Here is a 22,799-nt window from a genome sequence, read left to right as displayed (position 1 = left end):
CTCAGTCCCATTCCAGGCCGCCGCGCCGCCACACGTAGGCGTAGGCGACGAAGACGGTGAGCACGAAGAGCAACATCTCCACGAGCCCGAAAAGCCCCAGGGCGTCGAAGGTGACGGCCCAGGGGTAGAGGAAGACGATCTCGATGTCGAAGACGATGAAGAGCATCGCCGTCAGGTAGTACTTGATCGGGAAGCGGCCGCCTCCGGCGGGCGTGGGGGTGGGCTCGATGCCGCACTCATACGCTTCCAGTTTCGCCCTGTTGTACCGCTTTGGCCCGATGAGCGTGGCCATGACCACGGAGAAGATCGCAAACCCCGCACCCAGGGCACCGAGCACGAGGACGGGCGCGTACGCATTCACGCTCCTCGCTCCTTCCAGTCGTCCTTGACCGTTGGACCGCACCGCCGCGCCGTGAAAGATCGCCCCCATGTGAGGCAGTTCACAAGCCCGGCTGCCCCGCATCTTATGCCTGCCCCTCTGTGATCTGCGACACGGGGTGCAGCACGTAGTTTGTGATCTCCACCACCTGACGAAGGATCATGAAGTCGGATGAGCGGTGATCTTGTCGCGCGAAGCGCCCAGGTGATCACCAGATGTGACATCCGTACCGGAAATCGCTGCTCGAAGGGGGTGTCGCACTATCAAGTGTTGGCCACTACAAGCAAATTGGCGGTGGATGCGGACGGGTGATAAAGGGTCCGCCCGTCGCCCGGTCGGGGGGTCGCGCGTACGGAGGTGGACACGTGCGCGTTTTCACGAGCTCGAACGTGAGGTGCATCACACCGCTATGGTTCGAAAAGAAGGGGGCTTGGCCAAGGGTGTCAAGGAGTGGTAAGCGTCGGGCAATTCGGGCTTTTCAATGAAAACCCTTGATCAAGGCCCGGATGACTCATGCCCGATTTGCCCGTTACGGCGTCAATAAGGGCGCTAAAGAAGCGGATTCACAGGTTCCGAACGTAACTGTGGCGCAACCCACGTTTCTTGAAGGAAACCGTCAAGCCCTGATAGCGGTTGTTCCCATGTCCCAGACCGCTCACATACCCAGCCACCGGAAGCCCCGCCGCAGCGCTTCGAAGCTCGCGCTCCGCGCCGGAGTCGCCGGTGGCGTCCTCGGCACCATCGCGGTGGCCGGTGCCGCCGGACCGGCGAACGCCGAGCCGGTGACCGAGACCATCGAAATGCCCACCCTGGGCTCGCTCGACGTCGGCACGAACCTCGCGAGCGCGGTCGCCGCCTCCGCCGAGGCGTCCCAGCAGGAGGCCCTCGACCAGAGCCTCCAGAGCCTGGAGCAGACCGCCTTCCAGAAGGCCTCCCAGGAGGCCAAGAAGGCCAAGGCCGAAGCGGACCGCAAGGCCGCGGCCGAGCGCGCCGAGAAGGCCCGCCTGAAGGCCGAGAAGGAGCGCCAGGAGGCCGCGGAGGCCGCCGAGCGCGCCTCCCGCACCAGCACGCGCACCCAGCTCGCCTCGGACTCGTCGAACGACGGCGGCTCGTCCTCGTCGTCCTCCGACAGCGGTTCGCGCGCCTCGGACAGCGGCAGCCGGTCGGAGGCCCCCAGCGGCTCCGCCGCCTCGATCGTGGCCTTCGCCCGCGCCCAGGTCGGCGACGCCTACATCAGCGGCAGCACCGGCCCCAACGCCTGGGACTGCTCCGGCCTCGTCCAGGCCGCCTACCGCGCGGCCGGCATCGACCTGCCCCGCATCTCGTACCAGCAGTCGAGCCGGGGCAGCTCCGTCTCCCTGAGCGACCTCCAGCCGGGCGACATCCTGTACTGGGGCAGCCGCAGCGGCTCGTACCACGTCGCCATCTACGTCGGCGGCGGCAAGTACGTCGGCGCGCAGAACTCCTCCACCGGCGTCGTCGAGCGCTCCCTCGACTGGGACCCGCCGTCGGGCGCCGTGCGCATCCTCTGAGCGCTCCCGCCCGGGCACTCACACGGAAGGGCCGTCACTCCTCGGGGGAGTGACGGCCCTTCGCCGTGCGCGGGGCCCGTCAGGCCTTCGGGCCACCTTGGTTCCGCTGAGGTAACCATCGGACGAGAAATTTCCTACCGCCGGTGGTACGTTTCAGGTATGAGCAGTCACGTGGCACCCCAGGCCGTCGAGCGGGCCGGCAAGAGATCCGTGTCGCTCGCCCAGTCCTTGATCAAGGAAGTCGAGGAGCGCACGGGCAAGAGCGGGTTCTCCTCCGTCGTGGCCGAAGCGCTGGAGGAGTGGCTCGCCGCGCAGAAGCTCCGCGAGGTCGTGACCGCCGACCGCAAGGCGTTCGGCCCCGTCTCCGCCGAAGCGCGGCGGCAGGCGGAACAGGAGTGGTAAGCAAGCGCCTCAAGATCAAGGCGAAGAGCGAGGGCACACTCGTCCTCGACGCACAAGGGCTTTCACTGCACGTCGACGGTGACGAGGGGATGCGCGCGCGCATCGAGGTCGCTCAGCAGAGCGGCCGACGTGTGGCGCTGTCCGCACTCACGCCCCTGGAGGTGCGCCGGACGGGAGAAGCCGCCAAGCGACTCCAGTTCCTGCTTTCGCGGTTCGATGTGAAACCGGTCGACGACGCGGTGACGGAAGCCGCAGCAAAGTTGCTGGACACCACGGGCCTTGACGGGCACGAATGCCTCGTGGACGCACTCGTGGTCGCCACGGCCGCACTCTGCACTCCCCCGGTGCTCCTCGTGACTTCCGACACGTCGCACATCCCAGCGCTGTGCAAGGCTGCCGAGGAACTTCCAGGCTCACCGAAAGTGAAGATCGTCAACGTCTGAAGGCCGAGTGCTGCCGAGAGCCTGGCCGCTCAGCTCTCCACCGAGCGGCCAGGGCTTGAATGATCAGGCCTTCGGCGCCACCTTCGACAGGCCGTTGATGATGCGGTCCATCGCGTCGCCGCCCGTCGGGTCGGTCAGGTTCGCCAGCATCTTCAGGGTGAACTTCATCAGGAGCGGGTGGGTCAGGCCGCGCTGGGTCGCGATCTTCATGATCTTCGGGTTGCCGATGAGCTTCACGAAGGCGCGGCCGAGCGTGTAGTAGCCGCCGTAGGTGTCCTTGAGGACCTGCGGGTAGTTCCGCAGGGCCAGTTCGCGCTGGGCCGGGGTCGCGCGGGCGTGCGCCTGGACGATGACGTCGGCCGCGATCTGGCCCGACTCCATGGCGTACGCGATGCCCTCGCCGTTGAACGGGTTGACCAGGCCGCCCGCGTCGCCGACGAGCAGCAGGCCCTTGGTGTAGTGCGGCTGCCGGTTGAACGCCATCGGCAGGGCGGCGCCCCGGATGGTGGTCGTCATGTTCTCCGGGGTGAAGCCCCAGTCCTCCGGCATCGAGGCGCACCAGGCCTTGAGCACCTCGCGCCAGTCCAGCTCCTTGAACGCGGAGGAGGAGTCGAGGATGCCGAGGCCGACGTTCGAGGTGCCGTCGCCCATGCCGAAGATCCAGCCGTAGCCGGGCAGCAGCCGGTCCTGCGGGCCGCGCCGGTCCCACAGCTCCAGCCAGGACTCCAGGTAGTCGTCCTCGTGCCGCGGGGTGGTGAAGTACGTGCGGACCGCGACGCCCATCGGCCGGTCGTCGCGCCGGTGCAGGCCCATGGCGAGGGAGATGCGGCTGGAGTTGCCGTCGGCGGCGACGACCAGCGGGGCGTGGAAGGTGACCTCGCGCTTCTCCTCGCCCAGCTTGGCGTGGACGCCGGTGATCCGGCCCGTGCGGTCGTCGATGATCGGGGCGCCGACGTTGCAGCGCTCGTACAGGCGGGCGCCGGCCTTCTGCGCCTGCCGGGCGAGCTGCTCGTCGAAGTCGTCGCGCTTGCGGACGAGTCCGTAGTCCGGGTACGAGGCGAGCTCCGGCCAGTCCAGCTCCAGGCGGACGCCGCCGCCGATGATCCGCAGGCCCTTGTTGCGCAGCCAGCCGGCCTCTTCGGAGATGTCGATGCCCATGGCCACGAGCTGCTTGGTGGCGCGGGGGGTGAGGCCGTCGCCGCAGACCTTCTCGCGCGGGAACGCGGTCTTCTCCAGGAGGAGGACGTCCAGGCCCGCCTTCGCCAGGTAGTAGGCGGTGGTCGAGCCGGCCGGGCCCGCTCCGACGACGATCACATCTGCGCTGTGCTCGGAGAGGGGCTGCTCGGTCACGACGGATCTCCCTAAGGGGTCGAGGGAAGGACGGGGAAAGTCTAGGGGCGGGGCGGAAGGGCGGCGGGGTTACGGCTTGAAGCCCCGGTGCAGGGCGACGATGCCGCCCGACAGGTTCCGCCAGGCCACCTTCGACCAGCCGGCCTTCTGGAGCAGGCCCGCCAGGGCCGGCTGGTCCGGCCAGGACTGGATGGACTCGGCCAGGTACACGTACGCGTCGGGGTTGGAGGAGACGGCACGGGCCACCGGCGGCAGCGCGCGCATCAGGTACTCCTCGTACACCGTGCGCAGCGGCGCCCAGGTCGGGTGCGAGAACTCGCAGATGACGACCCGGCCGCCGGGCTTCGTCACCCGGTACAGCTCGCGCAGCGCCTGCTCGGTGTCCTGGATGTTCCGCAGCCCGAAGGAGATCGTGACGGCGTCGAACACGTCGTCGCGGAAGGGCAGCTTCGTGCCGTCGCCGGCCGTGAACGGCATCCACGGGTGGTTCTTCTTGCCGACCCGCAGCATCCCGAGGGAGAAGTCGCACGGGACGACGTACGCGCCCGCCCGCGCGAAGGGCTGCGAGGAGGTGGCCGTGCCGGCGGCGAGGTCGAGGATCTTCTGCGCGGGGCGGGCGTCGACCGCCTTCGCGACCTCCTTGCGCCAGCGGCGGTCCTGGCCGAGCGAGAGCACGTCGTTGGTGAGGTCGTAGTTGGCCGCCACGTCGTCGAACATCGACGCGACTTCGTGCGGCTGCTTGTCCAGGGTGGCGCGGGTCACGGGAGTTCGGCCTCGCAGAATCGGAGACGGGCGGGCGGTCCCATTGTCTCAGGGCCCCGCGCGCCCCGGTCGGCAGGGCGCGCTCGACGGCGCCGGGCGCGCCGGGCGTTCAGCGGGCCCGGTGGACCAGGCGCCCGCCGAGGACGGTGGCGACGCAGGTCGACGCGCCCAGGCGGACCAGGGAGGCCCGGTCGGGCACGTCGAAGACGGCGAAGCGGGCGGGGCCGCCCGGGACCGGCGCGGGCAGCAGCACCAGCGGGACCGGGGAGAACGACGGCGGGCCGGGCAGCCGCTCCGGGCGGCGGCCGACGGCGAGGCCGGCCCGGCGCACCGCGTCCGCGGCGGCCCGGCCGCGCAGCTCGCCCGCGACCGCGACCGTCCCGTGGGCCAGGAGCCGCTGCACGCCCCGGCGCGCGGAGGCGCCGCGGCGCGCGGGATCGGCCCGGAAGATCCGCTGCGCCCGCTCCCCCGTGATCGGCTCGGTGCCGAACCCCTCGGCCTCCCGGGGGTCCGGGTGGTACATGCCTTCGAGCAGCTCGGGGGCGTACGGGTTGAGCAGGCCCGGGGTGAGGATGCCGGGCCACCGCCGCACCCGTGCCCCGGGGCGGACGGCGGCCAGGTCCTCGTAGGGGCCGACGGCGGCGACGAGGGCGCCGTCGACCAGAACGGCGCTCTCGGGGGTCGCCTCGGCGACGTGGATCGTCAGCACGGCGTGATCAGTTCGCGTCGAGGAGCTTCAGTTCCGGGTGGGCCGTGCCGCCCTCGATCGCGATGGACGAGATGTGGGAGACGACGCGCTCGTCGACCGGGTCGTTCGCCGGGTCGTCGTGGACGACCAGGTGCTCGTACGTGGTGGAGCGCTGCGCCGGGACCCGGCCCGCCTTGCGGATCAGGTCGATGATCTCCAGGCGGTTGGAGCGGTGCCTGGCGCCGGCGGAGGAGACGACGTTCTCCTCCAGCATGATCGAGCCGAGGTCGTCGGCGCCGTAGTGCAGGGAGAGCTGGCCGACCTCCTTGCCCGTGGTCAGCCAGGAGCCCTGGATGTGGGCGACGTTGTCCAGGAACAGCCGGGCGATCGCGATCATGCGCAGGTACTCGAAGAGCGTGGCCTGCGTGCGGCCCTTGAGGTGGTTGTTCTCGGGCTGGTACGTGTACGGGATGAAGGCCCGGAAGCCGCCGGTCCGGTCCTGCGTGTCGCGGATCATGCGCAGGTGCTCGATGCGCTCGGCGTTGGTCTCGCCGGTGCCCATGAGCATGGTGGAGGTGGACTCCACGCCGAGGCCGTGGGCGATCTCCATGATCTCCAGCCAGCGCTCGCCGGACTCCTTCAGGGGCGCGATGGCCTTGCGGGGGCGCTCGGGCAGCAGCTCGGCGCCCGCGCCGGCGAAGGAGTCGAGTCCGGCGGTGTGGATGCGGCCGATCGCCTCCTCCACGGAGACGCCGGAGATGCGGGCCATGTGCTCGATCTCGGAGGCGCCGAGGGAGTGGATGACGAGCTGCGGGAACTCGGCCTTGATCGCGGCGAAGTGCTTCTCGTAGTACTCGACGCCGTAGTCCGGGTGGTGGCCGCCCTGGAACATGATCTGGGTGCCGCCGAGCTCCACGGTCTCCGCGCAGCGGCGCAGGATGTCGTCGAGGTCCCGGGTCCAGCCCTTCTTGGTGTCCTTCGGGGCGGCGTAGAACGCGCAGAACCGGCACGCCGTCACGCAGACGTTCGTGTAGTTGATGTTCCGCTCGATGATGTACGTCGCGATGTGCTCGGTCCCCGCGTACCGGCGGCGGCGCACGGCGTCGGCGGCGGCGCCGAGGGCGTGCAGGGGCGCCGAGCGGTAGAGGTCGAGCGCCTCCTCGGGGGTGATCCGGCCGCCCGCGGCGGCGCGGTCCAGAACGGACTGCAGTTCGGCCTTCTCGGTCACCGGGTTCGTCCCTTTCGGAGGGGTACTGACAGACCGAACCAGCGTACGCCAGGGGCCCGGGGCGCCTCCGGCGGGGAGCGGCCGGGGAGTCGCCGGGAAGCCGCCGGCCCGGGAGGCGGACGGCGGAATGACGGACGGCGGAATGAACGGGCGGGAAACCCTTATCCCCTTTCGGGCGGCTTCGGGGCGTCCGTCGGGGCGTCCGCATTCCGTCCGGCCGTTCGCGCGCGTCTCCGGAATGGGTCCGGGGCACGACGGGAATTACATCGGTGTGAATATCCGGGTGCCCGCTCGGAGGGCCGCGCGGTCAGCCGCGCGGAGGCCGGAGGAGTTCCACCTCGACGTCCGCCGGAAAACCGGTCGAGGGGCCGGTGCGGCGGGCGAACTCACGGGCTCCCGCCAGTTGTTCGGGGCCGAATCGGAAGTCGAGGGTGCGGAAGTACCGCTCCAGGAGTTCGGCGTCGAAGGCCTCCCAGCGGGCCGCCTGCTCGGCCACCTTGGTGACCTCCTCCAGGGAGAGGTCACGGGAGGCCAGGAACGCCTGGTGGACCTCGTGGACGGTCTCCGGCTCGCGCGCCAGGTAGTCCTTCCGCACCGCCCACACGGCGAAGACGAACGGCAGGCCCGTCCACTCCTTCCACATCAGGCCCAGGTCGTGGACCTGGAGGCCGAGCCGGGGCGCGTCGTGCAGCGAGGCCCGGAGCGCGGCGTCGCCGATGAGGACGGCCGCCTCGGCCTCCTGCATCATCAGGCCGAGGTCCGGCGGGCAGGTGTAGTAGTCGGGCGACACCCCGTAACGCTCGGCCAGGAGGAGCTGGGCGAGGCGCACGGAGGTGCGGGAGGTGGAGCCGAGCGCCACGCGGGCGCCGTCGAGCTCCTCCAGGGGCCGCTGGGACACGATCACGCAGGACATCACGGGTCCGTCGCAGCCGACGGCGATGTCGGGGAGGGCCACCAGGCCGTCCGCGTTGCGGAGGAACTCGACGAGGGTGACGGGGCCGATGTCCAGGTCGCCCCGGACGAGCCGCTCGCTGAGCTTCTCCGGGGTGTCCTTGGTGAGCTCCAGGTCCAGGAGCGTCCCCGTGCGCGCCAGGCCCCAGTAGAGGGGGAGGCAGTTCAGGAACTGGATGTGCCCGACGCGGGGCCGGCTGCGCTGGTCGTCGGTTGCTTTGTCCACATCGTGAGGCTAGACCCGTCTCACGGACCGGGCATCGTCGGGGCACGCGCGTCAGCACGGAAGAGGCGTTCAAACACTCGGGTGACGTGATCTTTCCCTCTACCCTCCCGAGCGTTCTGCGTGCTACGCTCAACGCAAGTTGCAGTTTGGTTTCCCTTGCAGTACAGAGCCTGCGGAGCATGTGACCCGCAGGCTTTTGTAGTTTTCAGACTTGTTTGCAGGTTCTGGAGCAGGGCAACCCTTTGGCCCAAGGAGGGCTTATGGCTACCGGAACCGTCAAGTGGTTCAACGCTGAAAAGGGCTTCGGCTTCATCGCCCAGGACGGCGGCGGCCCGGATGTCTTCGTCCACTACTCCGCGATCAACGCGAACGGCTTCCGTTCGCTCGAGGAGAACCAGCTCGTGACCTTCGACGTCACGCAGGGCCCGAAGGGCCCGCAGGCGGAGAACGTCTCCCCGGCCTAAGTTGCCCGGGTCGGCGATCGCGCACGACTAGAGCAGTACCCAAGGAGCCCCGCTCCGTGCCTCGCGGCACGAGCGGGGCTCCTGCCCTTTTCCGGGGCCCGCCGGGTCTCCGGGCCCGCCGGGCGGATCAGCAGGTGGGGATCACGGCCCCGTTGTTGTCGCGGGCCTCGTCGTTGCCCCAGCGGGACAGGTAGTAGGCGGAGACGTGGGCGTTCCGCCCGTTCTTCCCCGCGTACACGGTGTCGAGGTCGGTCCGCAGCCACCAGTGGTTGTAGTTGCCGGAGGCGTCGCGGATCTCCTGGCCCCAGACCTTGCAGTAGACGTAGTTCGTGCCGGCGTTCAGCACGCCCTGGGCGTTGCCCGTGTTGGCCTGGGCGTAGCCGACGGCGTTGGCGAAGGTGTCGACCCAGTACTTCCCGCCCCCGCCGGAGCAGCCGTTGTCGCTGGTCAGGTGCCTGGAGCCGTAGGAGCCGGGGTAGGGCGCGAGGGAGGCGCCGTTGATCACGATGGGCTGTCCGACGCCGTTGTAGAGCTGCTCGTAGTGGATGTGGGCGCCGGAGCTGTTGCCGGTGGAGCCGGTGGTGCCGATCTGCTGGCCCTGGGAGACGGCGGCGCCGTGGGCGACCGAGTAGGCGTTGAGGTGGAAGTAGTACGTCTTCCAGCCGCCGCCGTGCTCGATCACGATGTAGTTCCCGGCGCCGGACGGCTGGGAGTAGCGGTAGGCGGTGCCGGACGCCGAGGCGAGGACCGGGGCGCCGGCGGTGCCGCCGCCGTCGGAGCGGACGAAGTCGAGCGCCTGGCGGACCTCGGCCGAGTGGTGGCTGTAGGTCCACTTCTGGCCGCAGGCGAAGGGCGCCTTGAAGAGCGGCGCGGCTTGGGCGGGGGTCGCGGTGGCGAGTGCGGTGAGCAGGCCCGCGACGAGCGCGAGCAGGGTGCCGAGAGGGGTGATCCGTGCACGCATGCGTCCTCCGGTACGTGGGGTGGCGGGACGTGGTGGAGCGTGGTGGGACAAGGGTCGACGCGCGTTGAACGGACCTCAGCGTGCCGGAAGATCGCGTGTCGCAGTAGACCGCGTGGGCCACACCCGGACGGGGCCGGTTACGTAGTCTGGACACATGACCGAACGCAAGCCGCCGGGAGTGAGCTTCGAGTCGTTCGTGGACAAGCAGATCCGCGAGGCGGCGGAACGGGGCGAGTTCCGGAGCCTGCCGGGCTTCGGGAAGCCCCTCCCCGACGACTCGGCGCCGTACGACGAGCTGTGGTGGATCAAGGGCAAGATGCACCGCGAGGGCGCGTCCGTGCTGCCGCCGGCGCTCGCCCTGCGCAAGGAGGCCGAGGACGCGGAGGCGGCGGTGGCCGGGGCCGTCTCGGAGAGCCAGGTCCGCCGGATCCTCGGCGAGATCAACACGAAGATCGCCGAGGCCCTGCTGCGCCCGCCGGCCGGGCCGCCGCTGAACCTGCGGCCGTTCGACGTGGAGGCGATGGTGGAACGGTGGCGGGCGGGCCGTTCCTGACCCTCGGCACCGCCCGTAAGGCCCTACGGAAGGAGTCCGCATGAACAGCGCCGCTCTGCTGGTCGACGCGTTCGGCCGGGTGCGCGAGGCCGTCCACGGGGCCGTGGAGGGCCTCACGGAGGACGAGTTGACCGCCCGGGTCGATCCGGAGGCGAACTCGATCGCCTGGCTCGTCTGGCACCTCACCCGCATCCAGGACGACCACCTGGCGGGCGCCTTCGGCATGGAGCAGCTGTGGACCAGCGAGGGCTGGGCGGACCGCTTCGGACTTCCCTTCCCCGAGAAGGCCACCGGGTACGGCCAGACGAGCGCGCAGACGGGGCAGGTCCGGGCCCCCTCCGACCTCCTCCTCGGCTACCACGACGCCGTGCACGACCGGACGGCGGAGCTGGTCGGGGCGGTGACGGACGCGGATCTGGACCGGGTCGTGGACGCCGCCTGGGACCCGCCGGTCACCCTCGGCGTGCGGCTGGTGTCGGTGATCTCGGACGACCTCCAGCACGCGGGGCAGGCGGCGTACGTGCGGGGCGTGGTGGAGCGGGGCTAGGGCGTGTGTCGAAAGTCCCGCCCGGCGGCGAACCCGTACACGGGCGGGACGACCGGGTTCGCCCCGGCCTCGCGGGAAGGCCGCACCGACGCACAACCATTCGCCCTCCCCATGGGTCCCCTCCGCGACGGCGGACCACCGCCGCACCACGCCTTCCGGGAGAGGGACCCCTTTGATCCACACGCGTACGCCCCGGCGGCGTCTCGCCGCGGCCGTCGTCGCCGTGCTCGCCGCCACCGGCACCGGCCTGACGGCCCCGGCCGCGGCGGTCGGCGCGCCGGCCGCGGCTCCTTCCGCCGCCCCGGCCACGGCCACCGCCCCGGCGGTCGTGCCCTACCCGGTCGGCCGGGCGGATCTCGTCGGAGCCGGCACCACCGGGTTCATGACCTGGACCCTGGACGACCGGGGCCACCACGCCGTCTGGACGCGGTACTCCGACGGCAGGAGGCAGGAGCCGTGGCCGGGCGACGACCTGGTCACCGTCGCGCACGCCTCCGACGTGGCCGTGCGCGTGACACCGAACGAGTACGTCACGCTCCGGGACATGACGACCGACCAGGACGTCCTGTCCTTCTCGTCCGGAGTCGCCGGCCGCGACGGCCGCTACGTCGGGGCCGTCGGCCGGACCGCGTTCGTCAAGGTGCCCCACACCTCGGGCGGACACGACGTGCACCTGCTCTCCCGGGGCGACGGGGGCGTGCTCGCGGACCGGACCGTGACCGGCCTGCCGAAGGACGCGAGGGACCCGGTGGTCCGGCAGGGCACGTCCGACACCGCCCTGCTCACGTACCTCACCGGTACGGGCGCGGGTGCGCGGCTGCACTGGGCCACCGTGGACCTCGCCACCGCCGCGCTCACGAAGACCGCGCCCCTCCCGGGCGCTCCGGACCGGCAGCCCTCGATCGCCCTGTCGGGCGGGCACGTCGCCTGGCTGGAGTCCGGCGCCGGGGGCGCGGCCACGGCGGTCGTCACCGAGCGGGGCCCCGCCACCGGCACCCGGCGGATCGCCCTGCCCGCCGGCGTCGACTCCGTCGGCCTGGCCGGCGACTGGCTGACGTACGCGCGGAGCCGCGGCTACGAGGAGCGCAACCCGTCCCCGGCGTACGCCGTGACCGCGCGCCACCTGGGGAACGGCACGACCCGGAAGCTCATGGACGACATGACGCTCTCGGCCGTGGCCCCCGACGGCGCGCTGGTCGTGCAGGGCGGCACGATCGACGGCGGCGAGGGCCTGTACCGGATCGTCCCCGGCACGGGCGGCGTCCCGGCCGTCACCCGGGTCGCCTCCTCCGGCCTCTCGACCAAGGTCACGCTGCTCGGGCACGACGTCCCTAAGGTCGTCGACCTCGACAGGACCGGCGGCCGGTTCACCATGGTCTGGCGGCTCAGCCGGTCCGAGGTCGAGATGCGGGTCAAGATCCGCAACACCCGGACGGGCGAGACCCTGTCGGACGACGTCCTGCCGCTCAACGTGCCCGAGTACGACCCGCACGCGGCGCCTTACACCTGGGAGGGCCGGCTCGCCTGGAACGGGACCCGCGACCTGTGGACGGGCGCGTCGGACGGCCCGTACACCTGGGAGATCACGGCGAAGCCGCTCAACGGCATCGGGCCCGAACTGCGGTCCTCCGGCTCGTTCACGGTGACCCGCAGGCCCGGTCTCCACGACTACGACGCCGACGGCTCCCCGGACGTGCTGTCCCGGGACGCGGCGGGCCGCCTGTGGATCGGCGACACGCTCTTCTCGCCGTACGCGGACCAGCTCGACCAGAACCCGGGCCTGCTCGTCGGGGGCGGCTGGCAGGTCTACGACCGGATCGAGGCGGCCGGGAACCTCGGCGGCTCGGCGGTGTCCGACGTGGTGGCCCGGGACCGCTCGGGCGCCCTGTGGCTGTACCGGGGCACGGGCGACGGCAGGGCCCCGCTCGGCGGGCGGACGTGGATCGGCGGCGGCTGGGGGACGTACGACACGTTCACCGGCGGCTCCGACCTGACCGGCGACGGCCGCCCCGACCTCGTGGCCGCCGACCGCACGGGCGTCCTGTGGCTCCACCCGGCCACCGGCGACACGAGCGCCCCCTTCGGCGCCCGCAAGAGGATCGGCGGCGGCTGGGGCGCCTACAACCAGCTCACCGCCACCGGGAACATCGGCGGCGGAACCGCCGGGGACCTCGTCGCCCGCGACAAGGACGGCGTCCTCTGGCTGTACCTCGGCAAGGGCGACGGCACGTTCGCGCCCCGCGCGCGGATCGGCGGCGGCTGGAACACGTACGGCCACCTGGTCGGCATCGGGGACGCCGACCGCGACGGACGGCCCGACCTGTACGCCTCGCGCACCGACGGCAACCCCGCGAATGTCGTCCTCTACAAGGGGACCGGGGACTGGAAGCGACCGTTCCGGCCGGCGTCGACGGTCTCGGTGTATTCGACGACCGGAAACGATCCCGCCCGCAACCTCTACCTCTGAGGGGTCAGCGGGACGGTCGCCCAGACCGTCTTGCCGACCTCCCGCTCCTTCACGCCCCACGCCGTGGCGAGGGCGGCGACGAGCAGCAGCCCGTAGCCGCCCTCGTCGGGCGTCGCGGACGGTAACGGCCGCCGCTCGCCGCGCGCGTCGGACAGCTCGATCCGTACGTGGTCGTCGCCCCGCTCCATCCGCACCTCGAAGTCCCTCCCGGGCACCCGCCCGTGGAGGGCCGCGTTGTTGGCCAGCTCGGCGAGGACCAGCTCGGCGGCCTCGGTCGCCGGGCCGGTCACGCCCCAGTCCCGGAGCTGCTGCGCGCCCAGCAGACGCGCCAGGCGCGCGCCCCGGCGCGTCGCGGAGAGACGGAGCACGAACTCACCGGTCGGGGTGGTGGTTTCTGACTTCATGCCCCGAGCGTGGGCCCCCGCCCCTACGCTGACCAGCAGCGACGCGACGACGCTGCGTAACGGTACGGGCACGCCAAGAGGGCGGTACGGATGTCGGGAAACGAGGAGGAGAGGCCGGAACGGCCCTCCGAGGTGGACGGTACGGCGCACCTTTTCCAGGCGCTGGGCAAGATCCTGAAGGTCCTGCGCCGCAACGCGGGCCTGAGCCAGGCGGAGCTGTCCGACCTGGCGCATTGCAGCGAGGACCTGATCTCGTCGGTGGAACGGGGCGTACGGACTCCGCAGCCGGATTTCCTGGTGCGGGTGGATCCGCTGGTGAAGGCGGGCGGGGCGCTTGCCGCGACGGCGGACGACGTACGGGAGGCGCTGGCGAAAGCGCGGGTACGACACCCTGACTGGTTCCGGGACTTCGCCCACGAGGAGGCGAAGGCGGTCGCGCTGCACTACTACGAGGTCCAGGCGGTGCCCGGTGTCCTACAGACGCCCGCGTACGCGCGGTCGCTGTTCGAGCACCGCCGTCCCATGCTGGACGAGGACACGATCGAGAAGCGGGTGGCGGACCGGATCTCGCGGCAGGTACTGCTCGACCAGTGGCCCGCCCCGACGATCAGCTTCGTCCTGGAGGCTGCCGTCCTCCTCCGGCCGTTCGGCGGCCCGGAAGTACACCGCGAGCAGTTGCTGCGCATCCTCGAAGTGGCCAGGCGGCGCACGATCGAGCTCCAGATCATGCCGCAGGACAAGGACGAACACCCCTATCTGGAAGGCGCCTTCACCCTGCTCACCGCGAAGGGGCGGCGGGAGGTCGCGTACACCGAGATCTACGGGCACTCCCGGCTGATCACCGACCCGGAAGAGGTGCGCGCGTACACCGAGCGCTATGGGATCATCCGGGCGCAGGCACTCACCCCGCGCGAGTCCCTGGACTGGATCGAGAAACTGCTGGGAGAACGGTGAACACCATGGAACTGGCCTGGTTCAAGAGCAGCTACAGCGGTCCCGAGGGCGGCAACTGCGTCGAGGTCGCCTATGACTGGCGCAAGTCCAGCTACAGCAGCTCCGAAGGCGGCAACTGCGTCGAGGTCGCCACCCACCCCACCACCGTCCACGTCCGTGACTCCAAGGTCCCGCACGGCCCCCAGCTCGCCGTGGCCCCCGCCGCCTGGGCCGCGTTCGTGGGCGTGGCCTCCGCCGTGGACGCCTGACCCAGGCGTAATTCACGTGCCCCGGGCTCCTGATCCCGGTTACGCTCCTGCCGTCCCCGGGTGCTGACAAGCTCGGGGAACCCACCGGCGACCGCGTCCGCCTAGCTCCTCCTCGGAGCGGGGTCCGTCTCATGACGGGCGGTCGCCGGCACCTTTTCCCGAACCGGTCACCGCGATCTCGGTGGAACGACGTCGGCCGACCTCGGGGCCGGAGCCGCCTGTCACGCCGCCCACCTGGCCGTGCACCACGCTCCGGTCCGGGTCGACGCCGTGGACGCCTGGTCTTCTCCCCGCTCGCGCACCACCTGTCCGGGGCACCCGCGCAACCGAACGTCACGGCGGTCGGCATCCCGGTGAAGACCCCCGGGCCGCCGCCGCCTTTCTGATCGCCGCCGAGCACCCTTCCGCGCGGGCCTGACGCGGTCGTCGCCAGGTGCTTTCATCGCCTCTCCATCGTTTCTTCAACAGCCTTGCATCAATGAGCAGTTGGAGGACACCCGGTCGGCGAACCGCTCGGTTATCGTGGCGCGCATGCAGGGGGAACCGAACAACAATTCCAGTGCGGGCGGTCTGAGCGGCAGCGGAGCGATGCCGCTGGACGCCGAGGATCCCCGAAGGATCGGGGCGTTCAGGCTGCTCGGCGTGCTCGGGTCCGGCGGCATGGGGCGGGTCTACCTCGGCGCCGTGCCGGGGAAGTTCGCCGCCGTGAAGCGGGTGCTGCCGATCCTCGCGGAGGACGCGGACTTCCTGAGCCACTTCGGGCACGAGCTGGACAACCTGGCCCGGCTGCCCGGCGGCGCCAACACCAAGCTGCTCGCGAGCGACCGCACCTCGAAGCCGCCGTGGTTCGCGACCGAGTTCATCCCCGGCGTCACCCTCAACGAGGCCATCCGGCTCAACGGCGGCCCGCTGTCCGGCGGGGCCCTGTGGCGGCTGCTGCGGGGCGCGGCGACGGGCCTGCGGGTCGTGCACGGCGCCGACATGGTGCACCGCGACCTCAAGCCGTCCAACGTGATGCTGACCGGGGACGGGCTCTCCCTCATCGACTTCGGCGTCGCCCGCGCCGCCGACCAGAGCCGGCTGACCAGGACCGGCATGGTCATCGGCACCCCCGCCTACATGGCGCCCGAACAGGCCGTCGCGGAACGGGTCCTGACCGGCGCGGCCGACGTCTTCGCGCTCGGCAGCCTCCTGCTGTACGCGGCGAACGGGCGGCCTCCGTTCGGTGACGGTTCCGGCCCCGACCTGCTCTACCGGGTGGTCCACGGCGAGCCCGACTTCGGGGGCCTGGCCGAGGCCGACCCCGCACTCGCGGAGCTCGTACAGAAGTGTTTCTCCAAGGACCCGGCGGACCGGCCGACCGCCGCCGAGCTGGTGGAACTCACCGAGGAGCGGGCGGCGGGGGCCGTCTGGCCGGACGCCGTCGCCGCGCGGATCGGGGAGCGGGCGGCCTTCGCCGCCGGGGCGCCCACGGCCGAGCAGCTCGCGGAGCTGGAGGCGGCCGATCCCGCCCGGGACGTGCCGACGGCCTCGCTCACCCCGCAGGCCGGGAAGGAGCCCGCGACGGCCTCGCCGGACGTGCTCGCCGTGACCGCCGCCGCCGGGCCCGGGAAGCCGGAGCGGCGGCGCAACCGTTTCGTCATGCTCGCCGTGCCCGTCGTCGTCGCGACCGGCACCACCCTGACCGTCGCCCTCGGGCCGTACGAGGTCGGGCGGCTCGGCGCGGCCCCGCAGGACTCCGCGCCTCCGTCCACCGTGGCCTCGCAGCCGGCGGCGGTCCCGTCACCGGTCGGGCCGTCGGCCGGGTCCTCCGCCGCTCCTTCGGCGCCGAAGCCGTCGTCGGGAGCGCCGTCGGGGGTGCCGTCCGGGGCTCCGTCCGGGCAGCAGCCGCCGGGGGCGGTTCCGCCGCCGCCGGGTGATGGTGGCGGAGGTGTCCTGCCGGGCGGCTCGGGGTCGGGGTCGGGCGGTTCGGGCGGCTCGGGGTCTGGCGGCGGGGGGACGGCTCCCACCACGCCCTCCGGCGGCACGAGGACGACCCGGCCCCCGGCCCCGAAGCCGACGACCCAGAAGCCCGCCCCTCCCCCGTCGACCGGTGGCGGCAGCGGCGGTTCGACGCCCTCGGGGACGTACTCCCTGGAGAACGGGAGCAGCGGGAACTGCCTGGCGGAGTACAACTCGGGGTTCGGCCACGTCATCACGGCCGCCGCCTGCGGCTCCAAGAACCCCAATGGCACCCCCTACTGGTACTCCTGGACCTACCGGTCCGGGGCGAACGGCACGTTCCGTCTGGTCAACCGGACGAGCGGGCGCTGCCTCCAGCCCACGGGCGGCATGGGGCTCACCACCAACCCCTGCGACGGCTCCTCCGCCCAGTCATGGAAGGTCCTCTCCTCCACGTCCTCGGGGCGGACCATCAGGAACACGGGCGACGGGATGTGCCTGACGGCCGGGTCGATGGCGCTGACCTACACCTGCGGCGGGGCCCAGGGCAGCCAGGTGTGGCGGAACGTCAGGGCGTTGTAGCTCGCACGCGGGCGCGTGTATACCGATTCGCAACCGAAACCCCGCCCGGTCGAGACCCACTACGTGTACACGTCATTACGCTCGGTTCTCATGGTCACCACCCCGCACGAGCCCCCCGCCCACCCCGCCCCTCCGGTGTACGTCGTCGGCGGCGGCCCCGGCGGGCTCGCGGTCGCCGCCGCCCTGCGCGGGCGGGGCGTCCGGGCGGTCGTCCTGGAGAAGTCCGACGCCGTCGGCGCCTCCTGGCGCGCCCACTACGACCGGCTGCGGCTGCACACCACCCGGCGGCTCTCCGGGCTCCCGGGCCTGAGGATGCCCCGCTCGTTCGGCCGCTGGGTCGCCCGCGCCGACGTGGTGCGCTACCTGGAGAAGTACTCGGAGAAGCACGAGCTGGAGGTCGTGACCGGCGTCGAGGTCTTCGGCATCGAGCGGTCCGGCGCGGAGTGGGTCCTGCACGCGACCGGCGGGCGCCGGCTCGTCGGCAGCGCGGTGGTCGTGGCCACCGGCTTCAACCACACCCCGAACCTGCCCGAGTGGCCCGGTCTGGACGCGTACGGGGGCGAGGTGAGCCACGCGCGCGCGTACCGCGCCCCGGAGCCGTACGCGGGCAAGGACGTCCTGGTCGTGGGCGTCGGGAACACCGGCGCCGAGATCGCGGCCGACCTCGCCGGGGGCGGCGCGAAGCGGGTGCGGCTCGCGGTGCGGACGGTCCCGCACATCGTGCGGCGCACGACGGCCGGGTGGCCGGCCCAGCGCACCGGCATCCTGATCCGGCGGCTGCCGGTGCCGGTGGTCGACCGGCTGGGGGCCGTGATGGCCCGCGTCGCCGCGCCCGACCTCACGGCGTACGGACTGCCCCGGCCCGACACCGGCCTCGCCACCCGGCAGCGGCAGGGCGCGATCCCGGTGCAGGACGTGGGCCTGGTCGACGCCGTGCGGTCCGGGAAGGTCGAGGTCGTCGCGGCCGTCGAGGGCTTCGAGGGTGACGAGGTGCTCCTCGCGGACGGCACCCGGATCACCCCGGACGCCGTCATCGCCGCGACCGGCTACCGCCGCGCCCTGGAACCCCTGGTGGGCGACCTGGGCGTCCTCGACGCCCGGGGCCGCCCGGTCGTCCACGGCCCCCGCTGCTCCCCCGGCGCCCCGGGCCTGTACTTCACGGGCTTCACGAACCCGATCAGCGGCATGTTCCGGGAGCTGGCGATCGATGCGGAGAAGATCGCCCGCGCGATCGCGCGCCGGTCGGCGAAGGCGAAGGCGAAGGCGGCATGAAGACGCTCACCCTCCCGCCGGAAGCCCCGACTCCGTCCGGGGCCGGCTGATGACCAGGGCCATCAGGGCCGCCGCCGCGCACAGCGCGCCCGAGGCGTACCAGACGACGTCGTAGGTGCCGAAGACGTCGCGGGCCAGGCCGCCCGCGAAGGCGACGACAGCCGCGCCGACCTGGTGGGAGGCCAGGACCCAGCCGAAGACGATCGCCGAGTCCGCGCCGAAGTGCTCGCGGCACAGGGCCATCGTGGGCGGGACGGTGGCCACCCAGTCCAGTCCGTAGAAGACGATGAAGAACAGCATCGGCGGGTGCACGGACGGCGCGAGCAGGATCGGCAGGAAGCAGAGCGAGATCCCGCGCAGCGCGTAGTAGACCGCCAGCAGGCGGCGGGCGGAGAAGCGGTCGGTGAACCAGCCGGAGGCCACCGTGCCGACCACGTCGAAGACCCCGATGACGGCGAGCAGTCCGGCCGCCGCCGTGATCGGCATGCCGTGGTCGTGGGCGGCCGGCACGAAGTGGGTGCGGATCAGGCCGTTGGTGGAGGCGCCGCAGATCGCGAAGGACCCGGCGAGCAGCCAGAAGGGGCCGGTGCGGGCCGCCTTGAACAGGACGGTGACGGCCCGGCGGGCGGCGCCCGTGACGGGCGCCGGCTTCTCCACGTACTCCCCGCCGTACGGGGCGAGCCGGACGTCCGCCGGGTGGTCGCGGAGCAGCAGCCAGACGAACGGGACGACGGCGAGCGCGGCGAGGGCCACGGTCACGGCGGCGGGCCGCCAGCCGTGGCGCTCGACCAGCCAGGAGAGCAGCGGCAGGAAGATGAGCTGGCCCGAGGCCCCGGCGGCGGTGAGGACGCCGGTCACCAGGCCCCGGCGGGCGACGAACCAGCGGTTGGTGACGGTCGCGGCGAAGGCGAGGGCCATGGAGCCGCTGCCGAGGCCGACGAGGATCCCCCAGTAGAGGACGAGCTGCCAGGCGGCGGTCATCCACACCGTGAGGAGCGAGCCGAGCGCGATGACGGCGAGGGCGACGGCGACGACCCGGCGGATGCCGAAGCGGTCCATGAGCGCGGCGGCGAAGGGGGCGGTCAGGCCGTAGAGGGCGAGGTTCACCGAGACCGCGAACCCGATCGTGCCGCGCGACCAGTGCAGTTCGCCGTGGAGCGGCTCGATCAGGAGGCCGGGCAGGGAGGCGAAGGCCGCGGCTCCGATGATCGTGACGAAGGTGACCGCCGCGACGGACCAGGCGCGGTGGAAGCGGGGGGTGCGGACCGGTCCGCCGTCGGGTGTGCGGGCGGGGGTCTCGGTTGTCTGAGCCATGCCACCGAGCATCCCGGCCGCTCCCGCCCCCTGCCATTGGCCCGGACGACAGCTTTCCAACGGATCGGGCCATCCCCTGCCGGAAGGACGGCTCAGTCGTGCGCGCCGTCCGCCAGCGCCCGCGCCGCCTCCGCCCAGTGCTCCTCGTCCGCGTCCGCCGCGAGGCCGAGGACGACGCCCTGGCCGAGGCCGGCGAACAGGGCCCGGAGCGCGACCGCGAGGCGCCGCGCCCGCTCCGGTCCGACCGTGCCGCCCCGGTGGGCCCGCCCGGAGAGCAGCGCGATCAGGTGCTCCTCCCCCGCCCGGACGGACGCGGCGAGCCGCTCGCCCAGCTCCGGGTCGCGCAGGGCCATGTCGAGCAGGGTGACCTGGAGCGCGACGGCGGCGCGGGCTCCGGGGGCGTCGCAGTCGCGCCGCTGCCGGCGGGCGAGCGCGTCGACCGCTCCGAGCAGGTCCGCGCCGGCGGGCACGGCCCGTTCGATCTCCTCGTAGTGCGGCGCCAGATGGTCGGTCACCAGGGCGACGACCAGGCCGTTCTTGCTGCCGAAGAGCGAGTAGACGGCGCCGGTGGTCAGTCCGGCCCGCTCGGTGATCTCGGCCAGCGCGGCACGGTGCCCGTCCCGGGAGACCACGTGGAACGCCGCGTCCAGCAGGGCCCGCCGGTTGCGTTCCTTCGTCTCGGCCCTCGTCATTCGCATAACTTCATTATTACAGTAATCGAGTTACGAGAAAGAGGACGCCCGTACGAGGAGGAACGCCCATGGACCGCCACGCCGACACCACCGGAGCCACTGCCGCCGGAGCCCCCGCCACCGGAGCCACCGCCGTCGGCATCGTCGCCGACGGCGGCTTCAAGGTGCTGCTCGGCGCCGCCTTCGCCCTCGGCGCCGCCCCGCTCTCCCGGCCGCTCGGCGTGCCGCTCTGGCTGCTCGTCGTCTCCGGCGCGGCGCTCCTCGCCGGCGGCGCGGCGGAACTCGCGTACGCGCGCGTGCGCCCGGCCCGCGCGTACGTCCGCCTGATGATCGGCTACGACACCGGCTGGGCCCTCGCGACCCTCGTCGGCGTCCTGGTGGCGGCGCGGGGCGGCACCGCCGGGAGCGAGGTCTGGATCGGCTACCAGGCGGTCGCGCCCCTCCTGTTCACCGCGCTCCTGGCGAGCGCCGCCCCCGCGCGCCTCACGCCCTCGGCGGCGTCCTGACCGGGCGTACGCGGAGGTTACGGTTTCAGGACAGCCACCGGAAAACGGTCCGGACCACCACCGGTCCGCACCGCCGCCGCTCTCGGAGGGAGCACCGCCCGTGCCGTCGCCGCACCGCGTCGCCGTCCTCGCCCTGCCCGGCATCCTCCCCTTCGAACTGGGCATCCCGCACCGCATCTTCGGCGGCGCCCGGGACTCCGAGGGGCGGCGCCTGTACGAGATCGTCACCTGCGCGACGGCCGCGGGCCCGGTCCGCACCGACGCCGACTTCGCCGTCCAGGTGGAGCACGGCCCGGAGGCCCTCGCCACCGCCGACACGGTCGTGGTGCCCGCCTCGTACGAGCTCGGACCGGTCTACGAGGAGGGCAGGCTGCCCGCCGAACTGGCCGCCGCCCTCGCGCACATCCGGCCCGGCACCCGGCTGGTCTCCATCTGCACCGGCGGGTACGTGCTCGCCGCCGCGGGCTTCCTCGACGGGCGCCCGGCCACCACGCACTGGACCTCCGCCGAGCACTTCCAGCGCCTCTTCCCGAAGGTGCGGGTCGACGCGGACGTCCTCTTCGTCGACGACGGCGACGTGCTGACCTCGGCGGGCGTGGCCGCCGGGATCGACCTGTGCCTGCACCTGGTGCGCCGCGACCACGGGACGGGCGTCGCCAACGAGGTGGCCCGCAGGACGGTCGTGCCGCCGCACCGGGACGGCGGCCAGGCGCAGTACGTCGCGCGGCCCCTGCCGCAGGCCGGGACGCACACCACGACCGCGGCCCGCGCCTGGGCGCTGGCCCGCCTCCACGAGCCGATCCAGCTGCGGGACCTGGCGGAGCAGGAGGCGATGAGCGTACGGACGTTCACCCGCCGGTTCCGCGACGAGGTCGGCGTCAGCCCCGGCCAGTGGCTCACCCAGCAGCGCGTCGAACGCGCCCGGCACCTCCTGGAGTCCACCGACCTGCCCGTCGACCGGGTCGCGCGGGACGCCGGCTTCGGCACGGCCCAGTCGCTGCGGACGCACCTGATGAGCGCGATCGGGGTGACCCCCACCTCCTACCGGCGCACGTTCCGCGTCACGGGCGCGGAGGCCGTGTCGGGGGGCTGAACGCCCGCGCCCCGAAGGTCCGGAGGGAGAGGACACCCGCGCCCCGAAGGCCCGGAGGGAAGGGCGTCCGGACGGACGGCACCGGCCCCCGGGGCCCCACGGCCTCCCGCCGTCAGGCGGGCACGCGCCCCGGCGAGACCACACCCGTCGGCGTCACCGCGGGCGCGGGCTCGACCGGGATCCGGTCCACCTCGCACCAGATGCTCTTGCCGCGACCCTCGGGCTGCCAGCCCCACCGGTCCGCGAGGCCGTCCACCAGCTCCAGGCCGCGCCCGTTGGTGTCGTCGCCGTGCGCGTGCCGGGGCTTCGGCGGGCGGTCGCTCGCGTCGGCCACCTCCACCCGTACCCCGCCCTCCGCCGCGAACAGCATCCGCAGCACGGCCGGGCAGCCCGTGTGCACCACGGCGTTGGTCACGAGCTCGGAGATGATCAGCACCAGCGTCTCGGCCAGCGGTTCGTCCTCCCTTATGCCCGAGCCGGCGAGCCGCGACCGGGCCCACCTCCGGGCTCGCCCCACCTCCGCCGGGTCCGGCCCGACCTCCAACTGAACCTGAAGCACCTGCACCGTTCACACCATCCGAACCGGCGGACACATCGCCTCGCGCCCCACAGCCATCGACGCCCTTACGGAACGTGATTCCCTTGCGAGACAGCATGGTTGACGTACAGTCACCGCAACAAGCGCTTCGGGCATATTCCAGCGCGAAGGAGTACGCATGGTCCATACTGTGCGACGCACGCTGCGGGGAGTCGAACAGGAGGGCGCGGGGCGCCTCCAGGGGGCGCGAGCGGGGCGCATTCCGGGGCGCGGAGTCACCGCAGGGGCGACACCGGGACGAT

The 22,799-nt window shown here is 72.4% G+C and carries 24 protein-coding genes; 13 read left to right on the top strand and 11 right to left on the bottom strand.

Annotation, left to right across the window (positions count from 1 at the left end; translation table 11 throughout):
• Nucleotide 1 precedes the first annotated feature (1 nt).
• A complete protein-coding gene (locus AB0398_RS18705) occupies nucleotides 2-361 on the bottom strand; it encodes an NADH-quinone oxidoreductase subunit A (RefSeq protein ID WP_019888619.1) in 360 nt (119 codons plus the stop codon).
• Nucleotides 362-1,020: 659 nt separating this feature from the next.
• Here AB0398_RS18705 and AB0398_RS18700 point away from each other — a divergent pair.
• From AB0398_RS18700 to AB0398_RS18690, 3 genes are all read left to right on the top strand, one after another.
• The gene (locus tag AB0398_RS18700) at nucleotides 1,021-1,911 is read left to right on the top strand and encodes a C40 family peptidase (protein WP_366376351.1); all 891 of its coding nucleotides are present in this window, start codon (nucleotides 1,021-1,023) and stop codon (nucleotides 1,909-1,911) included.
• A 159-nt stretch (nucleotides 1,912-2,070) separates the two neighbouring features.
• Nucleotides 2,071-2,313: a hypothetical protein gene (locus tag AB0398_RS18695; RefSeq protein ID WP_096624880.1), complete on the top strand. Its 243-nt coding sequence runs from the start codon at nucleotides 2,071-2,073 to the stop codon at nucleotides 2,311-2,313.
• A complete protein-coding gene (locus AB0398_RS18690; RefSeq protein WP_366376349.1) occupies nucleotides 2,307-2,756 on the top strand; it encodes a DNA-binding protein in 450 nt (149 codons plus the stop codon). Before AB0398_RS18695 ends, AB0398_RS18690 begins: the two co-directional genes overlap by 7 nt.
• A 63-nt stretch (nucleotides 2,757-2,819) precedes the next feature.
• On the opposite strand, the gene AB0398_RS18685 is transcribed toward AB0398_RS18690, so the two are convergent.
• From AB0398_RS18685 to AB0398_RS18665, 5 genes are all read right to left on the bottom strand, one after another.
• On the bottom strand, nucleotides 2,820-4,106 hold the full coding sequence (locus AB0398_RS18685; protein WP_366376347.1) for a geranylgeranyl reductase family protein: 1,287 nt from the start codon (nucleotides 4,104-4,106) through the stop codon (nucleotides 2,820-2,822).
• Nucleotides 4,107-4,175: 69 nt separating this feature from the next.
• A complete protein-coding gene (locus AB0398_RS18680; RefSeq protein WP_366376345.1) occupies nucleotides 4,176-4,868 on the bottom strand; it encodes a demethylmenaquinone methyltransferase in 693 nt (230 codons plus the stop codon).
• Between the two features lie 109 nt (nucleotides 4,869-4,977).
• On the bottom strand, nucleotides 4,978-5,577 hold the full coding sequence (locus tag AB0398_RS18675) for a hypothetical protein (RefSeq protein ID WP_366376343.1): 600 nt from the start codon (nucleotides 5,575-5,577) through the stop codon (nucleotides 4,978-4,980).
• A gap of 7 nt (nucleotides 5,578-5,584) precedes the next feature.
• On the bottom strand, nucleotides 5,585-6,784 hold the full coding sequence (mqnC, locus tag AB0398_RS18670; protein WP_366376341.1) for a cyclic dehypoxanthinyl futalosine synthase: 1,200 nt from the start codon (nucleotides 6,782-6,784) through the stop codon (nucleotides 5,585-5,587).
• Between the two features lie 307 nt (nucleotides 6,785-7,091).
• On the bottom strand, nucleotides 7,092-7,961 hold the full coding sequence (locus AB0398_RS18665; RefSeq protein WP_366376340.1) for a menaquinone biosynthesis protein: 870 nt from the start codon (nucleotides 7,959-7,961) through the stop codon (nucleotides 7,092-7,094).
• Between the two features lie 260 nt (nucleotides 7,962-8,221).
• On the opposite strand from AB0398_RS18665, the gene AB0398_RS18660 reads away from it, so the two are divergent.
• The gene (locus tag AB0398_RS18660; protein WP_015035453.1) at nucleotides 8,222-8,425 is read left to right on the top strand and encodes a cold-shock protein; all 204 of its coding nucleotides are present in this window, start codon (nucleotides 8,222-8,224) and stop codon (nucleotides 8,423-8,425) included.
• Nucleotides 8,426-8,552: 127 nt separating this feature from the next.
• Here the strand turns inward: AB0398_RS18660 and AB0398_RS18655 are convergent, their stop codons facing one another.
• Nucleotides 8,553-9,386, bottom strand: a complete 834-nt coding sequence (locus tag AB0398_RS18655) for a M23 family metallopeptidase (RefSeq protein ID WP_366376338.1) — start codon at nucleotides 9,384-9,386, stop codon at nucleotides 8,553-8,555.
• A 154-nt stretch (nucleotides 9,387-9,540) separates the two neighbouring features.
• On the opposite strand from AB0398_RS18655, the gene AB0398_RS18650 reads away from it, so the two are divergent.
• The 3 genes from AB0398_RS18650 to AB0398_RS18640 all read left to right on the top strand — a co-directional run bounded on the left by AB0398_RS18650 (nucleotide 9,541) and on the right by AB0398_RS18640 (nucleotide 12,953).
• Nucleotides 9,541-9,939 carry a DUF1992 domain-containing protein gene (locus tag AB0398_RS18650; RefSeq protein WP_366376336.1) on the top strand — a complete coding sequence of 133 codons (399 nt, stop codon included), beginning with the start codon at nucleotides 9,541-9,543 and terminating at the stop codon, nucleotides 9,937-9,939.
• A gap of 40 nt (nucleotides 9,940-9,979) precedes the next feature.
• On the top strand, nucleotides 9,980-10,486 hold the full coding sequence (locus AB0398_RS18645) for a DUF664 domain-containing protein (RefSeq protein WP_366376334.1): 507 nt from the start codon (nucleotides 9,980-9,982) through the stop codon (nucleotides 10,484-10,486).
• A gap of 172 nt (nucleotides 10,487-10,658) precedes the next feature.
• The gene (locus AB0398_RS18640) at nucleotides 10,659-12,953 is read left to right on the top strand and encodes a VCBS repeat-containing protein (protein ID WP_366376333.1); all 2,295 of its coding nucleotides are present in this window, start codon (nucleotides 10,659-10,661) and stop codon (nucleotides 12,951-12,953) included.
• Here AB0398_RS18640 and AB0398_RS18635 read toward each other — a convergent pair.
• On the bottom strand, nucleotides 12,944-13,357 hold the full coding sequence (locus tag AB0398_RS18635) for an ATP-binding protein (protein WP_366376331.1): 414 nt from the start codon (nucleotides 13,355-13,357) through the stop codon (nucleotides 12,944-12,946). The two genes, AB0398_RS18640 and AB0398_RS18635, sit on opposite strands and share 10 nt — an antisense overlap.
• Nucleotides 13,358-13,447: 90 nt before the next feature.
• Between AB0398_RS18635 and AB0398_RS18630 the strand changes: the two genes are divergently transcribed.
• The 4 genes from AB0398_RS18630 to AB0398_RS18615 all read left to right on the top strand — a co-directional run bounded on the left by AB0398_RS18630 (nucleotide 13,448) and on the right by AB0398_RS18615 (nucleotide 18,354).
• On the top strand, nucleotides 13,448-14,311 hold the full coding sequence (locus AB0398_RS18630; RefSeq protein ID WP_366376329.1) for a helix-turn-helix transcriptional regulator: 864 nt from the start codon (nucleotides 13,448-13,450) through the stop codon (nucleotides 14,309-14,311).
• Between the two features lie 5 nt (nucleotides 14,312-14,316).
• Nucleotides 14,317-14,559: a DUF397 domain-containing protein gene (locus tag AB0398_RS18625; RefSeq protein ID WP_366376443.1), complete on the top strand. Its 243-nt coding sequence runs from the start codon at nucleotides 14,317-14,319 to the stop codon at nucleotides 14,557-14,559.
• Nucleotides 14,560-15,090: 531 nt separating this feature from the next.
• Entirely contained in the window at nucleotides 15,091-17,082 is a 1,992-nt protein-coding gene (locus tag AB0398_RS18620) for a protein kinase (RefSeq protein ID WP_366376327.1), read from the top strand.
• 90 nt (nucleotides 17,083-17,172) lie between these two features.
• Nucleotides 17,173-18,354, top strand: coding sequence for an NAD(P)/FAD-dependent oxidoreductase (locus AB0398_RS18615; protein ID WP_366376325.1), 1,182 nt, complete (start codon nucleotides 17,173-17,175; stop codon nucleotides 18,352-18,354).
• A 6-nt stretch (nucleotides 18,355-18,360) separates the two neighbouring features.
• On the opposite strand, the gene AB0398_RS18610 is transcribed toward AB0398_RS18615, so the two are convergent.
• Complete coding sequence (locus AB0398_RS18610; RefSeq protein ID WP_366376323.1) at nucleotides 18,361-19,668, bottom strand: MFS transporter; 1,308 nt, start codon at nucleotides 19,666-19,668, stop codon at nucleotides 18,361-18,363.
• A 92-nt stretch (nucleotides 19,669-19,760) separates the two neighbouring features.
• Nucleotides 19,761-20,360, bottom strand: a complete 600-nt coding sequence (locus AB0398_RS18605) for a TetR/AcrR family transcriptional regulator (protein WP_366376441.1) — start codon at nucleotides 20,358-20,360, stop codon at nucleotides 19,761-19,763.
• A 68-nt stretch (nucleotides 20,361-20,428) separates the two neighbouring features.
• On the opposite strand from AB0398_RS18605, the gene AB0398_RS18600 reads away from it, so the two are divergent.
• Nucleotides 20,429-20,866: a hypothetical protein gene (locus AB0398_RS18600; RefSeq protein ID WP_366376322.1), complete on the top strand. Its 438-nt coding sequence runs from the start codon at nucleotides 20,429-20,431 to the stop codon at nucleotides 20,864-20,866.
• A 100-nt stretch (nucleotides 20,867-20,966) separates the two neighbouring features.
• Complete coding sequence (locus AB0398_RS18595; protein WP_366376321.1) at nucleotides 20,967-21,959, top strand: helix-turn-helix domain-containing protein; 993 nt, start codon at nucleotides 20,967-20,969, stop codon at nucleotides 21,957-21,959.
• 112 nt (nucleotides 21,960-22,071) lie between these two features.
• On the opposite strand, the gene AB0398_RS18590 is transcribed toward AB0398_RS18595, so the two are convergent.
• The gene (locus AB0398_RS18590) at nucleotides 22,072-22,524 is read right to left on the bottom strand and encodes an ATP-binding protein (RefSeq protein ID WP_366376319.1); all 453 of its coding nucleotides are present in this window, start codon (nucleotides 22,522-22,524) and stop codon (nucleotides 22,072-22,074) included.
• Nucleotides 22,525-22,799: the final 275 nt, after the last annotated feature.

The sequence above is a fragment of the Streptomyces sp. NPDC086147 genome, from assembly GCF_040702165.1.
Classification (GTDB): Bacteria; Actinomycetota; Actinomycetes; order Streptomycetales; family Streptomycetaceae; genus Streptomyces.
This window is presented reverse-complemented; position numbering and strand designations above follow the sequence as displayed.

Excerpts from the sequence above, each read along its gene's own strand:
- AB0398_RS18610 (WP_366376323.1), bottom strand. The coding sequence starts at position 19,668 with ATGGCTCAGACAACCGAGACCCCCGCCCGCACACCCGACGGCGGACCG.
- AB0398_RS18605 (WP_366376441.1), bottom strand. The coding sequence starts at position 20,360 with ATGACGAGGGCCGAGACGAAGGAACGCAACCGGCGGGCCCTGCTGGAC.
- AB0398_RS18625 (WP_366376443.1), top strand. The coding sequence starts at position 14,317 with ATGGAACTGGCCTGGTTCAAGAGCAGCTACAGCGGTCCCGAGGGCGGC.
- AB0398_RS18660 (WP_015035453.1), top strand. The coding sequence starts at position 8,222 with ATGGCTACCGGAACCGTCAAGTGGTTCAACGCTGAAAAGGGCTTCGGC.
- AB0398_RS18695 (WP_096624880.1), top strand. The coding sequence starts at position 2,071 with ATGAGCAGTCACGTGGCACCCCAGGCCGTCGAGCGGGCCGGCAAGAGA.
- AB0398_RS18635 (WP_366376331.1), bottom strand. The coding sequence starts at position 13,357 with ATGAAGTCAGAAACCACCACCCCGACCGGTGAGTTCGTGCTCCGTCTC.
- AB0398_RS18615 (WP_366376325.1), top strand. The coding sequence starts at position 17,173 with ATGGTCACCACCCCGCACGAGCCCCCCGCCCACCCCGCCCCTCCGGTG.
- AB0398_RS18600 (WP_366376322.1), top strand. The coding sequence starts at position 20,429 with ATGGACCGCCACGCCGACACCACCGGAGCCACTGCCGCCGGAGCCCCC.
- AB0398_RS18645 (WP_366376334.1), top strand. The coding sequence starts at position 9,980 with ATGAACAGCGCCGCTCTGCTGGTCGACGCGTTCGGCCGGGTGCGCGAG.
- AB0398_RS18620 (WP_366376327.1), top strand. The coding sequence starts at position 15,091 with ATGCAGGGGGAACCGAACAACAATTCCAGTGCGGGCGGTCTGAGCGGC.
- AB0398_RS18650 (WP_366376336.1), top strand. The coding sequence starts at position 9,541 with ATGACCGAACGCAAGCCGCCGGGAGTGAGCTTCGAGTCGTTCGTGGAC.
- AB0398_RS18655 (WP_366376338.1), bottom strand. The coding sequence starts at position 9,386 with ATGCGTGCACGGATCACCCCTCTCGGCACCCTGCTCGCGCTCGTCGCG.
- AB0398_RS18700 (WP_366376351.1), top strand. The coding sequence starts at position 1,021 with ATGTCCCAGACCGCTCACATACCCAGCCACCGGAAGCCCCGCCGCAGC.
- AB0398_RS18630 (WP_366376329.1), top strand. The coding sequence starts at position 13,448 with ATGTCGGGAAACGAGGAGGAGAGGCCGGAACGGCCCTCCGAGGTGGAC.